General features: G+C 44.3%; 4 protein-coding genes. 3 read left to right on the top strand and 1 reads right to left on the bottom strand.

Going from position 1 to position 2,959, the window contains the following annotated elements; translation table 11 throughout:
- Window positions 1-71 precede the first annotated feature (71 nt).
- On the bottom strand, window positions 72-443 hold the full coding sequence (locus F7C14_RS05495) for a sirohydrochlorin chelatase (protein WP_290900673.1): 372 nt from the start codon (window positions 441-443) through the stop codon (window positions 72-74).
- 70 nt (window positions 444-513) lie between these two features.
- On the opposite strand from F7C14_RS05495, the gene F7C14_RS05490 reads away from it, so the two are divergent.
- From F7C14_RS05490 to F7C14_RS05480, 3 genes are all read left to right on the top strand, one after another.
- On the top strand, window positions 514-1,407 hold the full coding sequence (locus tag F7C14_RS05490; protein WP_290900671.1) for an MBL fold metallo-hydrolase: 894 nt from the start codon (window positions 514-516) through the stop codon (window positions 1,405-1,407).
- 42 nt (window positions 1,408-1,449) lie between these two features.
- Window positions 1,450-2,397, top strand: a complete 948-nt coding sequence (mch, locus tag F7C14_RS05485) for a methenyltetrahydromethanopterin cyclohydrolase (RefSeq protein WP_290900675.1) — start codon at window positions 1,450-1,452, stop codon at window positions 2,395-2,397.
- Window positions 2,394-2,959 (top strand): alpha/beta fold hydrolase (locus F7C14_RS05480; protein ID WP_290900669.1); only part of this gene is annotated, 566 nt, incomplete at its 3' end. The genes mch and F7C14_RS05480, both read left to right, overlap by 4 nt.

Genomic DNA, 2,959 nt, shown 5'->3' with positions numbered 1-2,959 from the left:
ATATAGAGGGGAAGCTCATCTTTGGCGTGCATGGACCGAGAACATTCACTGTAATTTTGGAGGAATAAAAATCACCCAAGGAGTTTGAAGACAGCATTAACGATTGCGAGGGTTACAAAACGATCCTCTCCGATCGGATCGCAAATTACTATCCTTTTTCCGCCGAATTCCCCTTCTCTTTGTTCCGGTTTAAAATTGAAGAAAGCTGGGAGGTCTTCGGTGAAGTGAATTCCCTTTGAAATGAGGATCGGAACGACGTAAATCACATCGCTTTTCATCCTCTTAACAGCCTCATCAGGAGTCGGTTTTCTGTTTCTCGCCACGTAGCATATCCCAACTTCGTCGAAAATCCCCATGTTTTCTATCCTTTCCTTGTGGATTTCCATCACTTTGGCGTAGTGGGATTTCTCGCTTCCGTGCCCAACTATGAGCAGACCTTTCATGCCCGAAACATCTCCTTTTCATTTAATACGTTTTCGCAAACCTCATATTCTCTTTGAAAGAAAAAAGGGTATGATTCTCGATTTCGGAGATGTGAAGCTTATCGATTTACCCCAACGAATGAGAGGGTTCAAAAATTTCATCTCTTCGTGGATTCTGCAGGAGGAGAATAAGGCGCTACTGGTGGATGTCGGTCCAGCATCGACCATACCTCTTCTTGAAGAAAACTTGAAGGAGCTTGAAGTTGAGAAAGTTGAGTACGTTTTGATTACCCACATTCACATAGACCACGCTGGAGGACTCGGAGATTTCCTAACTATCCATCCCGAAGCGAAAGTTGTTGTGAGTGAGAAAGGAAAGAAGCACCTTGTAAATCCCGAAGCTCTCTGGAAAGGAAGTTTAAAGGTCCTTGGGAAGATAGCTGAGAACTACGGAAAAATTAAACCGGTAAAAGAGAGCTTCTTCACGAACAAAGTCGATTTTGCCGGATACGACGTTGAAATCGTGGAAACTCCGGGGCATGCACCTCACCACATTTCCTTTGTCGTTGACGACTACCTATTCCTTGGAGAGGCTTGCGGAGTTCATCAGCCTCTCAAGGAGGATTACTACATGCGCCCAGCCACGCCACCGAAATTCTTCTTTGACGTTTACCTCGAATCAATAGAGAGGTTGAAAGAGTTTGGAAAGAAAAAAGCAATGTTTGGTCATTTCGGTATGAGGGACGATTGCAGAGAGGTTTTAAAGGAGGCTGAGAACCAGATAAAGCTTTGGGTTGAAGTAATTGAGGAAATGTTTGGGAGGGAAAAGGAAGAAATAAAGGAGGAGTTACTGAAGAGGGACGAAAGATTCTCTCGCTATCGCAAACTTGAAGATGACGTCAGGGAAAGGGAAGACATCTTTATTTCGAATGCCATAGAAGGAATTTCGGGTTACATAGCAGAAAAAATGGGAGAAAAATCATAAAGTTTTAAAATTTCACTTCTAATTCATCTCTTGGTGGTGGAAATGGTTAGCGTAAACGAGCTTGCTTTGGAAATTGTCGAGGAGATGTTAGACTACGAAGAAGAGTTAAGAATTGAATCGAAAAAGCTCGACAACGGAGCTGTTGTCGTTGACTGTGGAGTAAATGTAGACGGAAGCATAGAGGCTGGAAAGCTCTACACCCTCGTCTGCATGGGTGGTTTGGCTGAGATAAACATCGGAGTTGAGGAGATAGAGGGAATTCCATTCATGTTCATCTACGAGTACACGGACTTTCCAGCCATAGCATGCCTCGGCAGCCAGAAAGCTGGCTGGGCTATAAAAGTAGACAAGTACTTCGCCATGGGCAGCGGTCCGGCAAGAGCACTGGCTTTGAAGCCGAAGAAAACGTACGAGCAGATAGAGTACGAGGACGATGCGGACTATGCAGTTATAGCGTTAGAAGCCAACAAGCTTCCGGATGAGAAAGTTATAGAATATATAGCGAAGGAATGTGGAGTAAAACCTGAAGATGTATACGCTTTAGTCGCTCCGACTGCCAGCATCGTTGGAAGTGTGCAGATTTCTGGAAGAATAGTTGAAACCGCCATATACAAGATGGCGGAAATCGGCTACGATCCAAAGAAAATAGTGAGCGGAGCAGGAAAGTGTCCGATAGCTCCAGTGCTTGAGGACGATCTCAAAGCGATGGGTGCCACGAACGACAGCATGATGTACTACGGAAGCGTTTTCTTAGCCATCAAGGAGTACGATGAAATATTGAAGAACGTTCCAAGCTCAACAAGCAGGGACTACGGGAAGCCCTTCTTCGAGATATTCAAAGAAGCCAACTACGACTTCTACAAGATCGATCCAAACCTCTTCGCTCCGGCTCTGGTGGCTTTCAACGACCTCTCAAGCGGAAAAACCTACGTTCACGGAAAGCTAAATGCTGACGTCCTTCTCAAAAGCTATCAGGTCGTGAAAGAATGACCCAAATCTCTAAAATTTTTTTGAAGAGCCTCGACGGAAAAGAAGTTCCGGCTTTTAAGCTTGGTTCAAATTCTGAAGACGCTTTTCTCCTAATTCACGGTTACTCCTCTTCGAAGGGAGAATTTGTCGAACTCGCTTACGATCTTGCTGAAAAAGGCTACGACTGTTTCTGCATAGACTTAAGGGGGCATGGGGAAAACGAGAATCCTCTGGATGAACACGTTTTAAACGACGTGGAGGGTGCTATTAGCTATCTCAGAAAAAAGTACAGGAGAATTTACGCTGTAGGTCATAGTCTCGGAGGATTGCTCGCTTTAAAATCTTCAGCAGACTTCGTTTTCGCGATTTCTCCTCCTTTAATGAAAAGAGTTGTAGATGTTGCCAAGTTCATGCTACTTCTGAATTCCTGCAAAGTTAGGGAAGTGGAGAGAGGTGTACTCTTCAAAATACTCGAAAGGTTGAATCCTCCTGAGAGAAGTGAAAATGCGGTAATATTTTACGGAAAAAACGAGTCGGAGCCATTTATAAGGACTATAAAGGAGTGGGCAGAAGGGAAAAAGGT

The sequence above is a fragment of the Ferroglobus sp. genome (assembly GCF_015521575.1).
Classification (GTDB): Archaea; Halobacteriota; Archaeoglobi; order Archaeoglobales; family Archaeoglobaceae; genus Ferroglobus.
The sequence above is the reverse complement of the archived record's forward strand: the minus strand, read 5'-3'. Positions and strand labels throughout refer to the sequence as shown.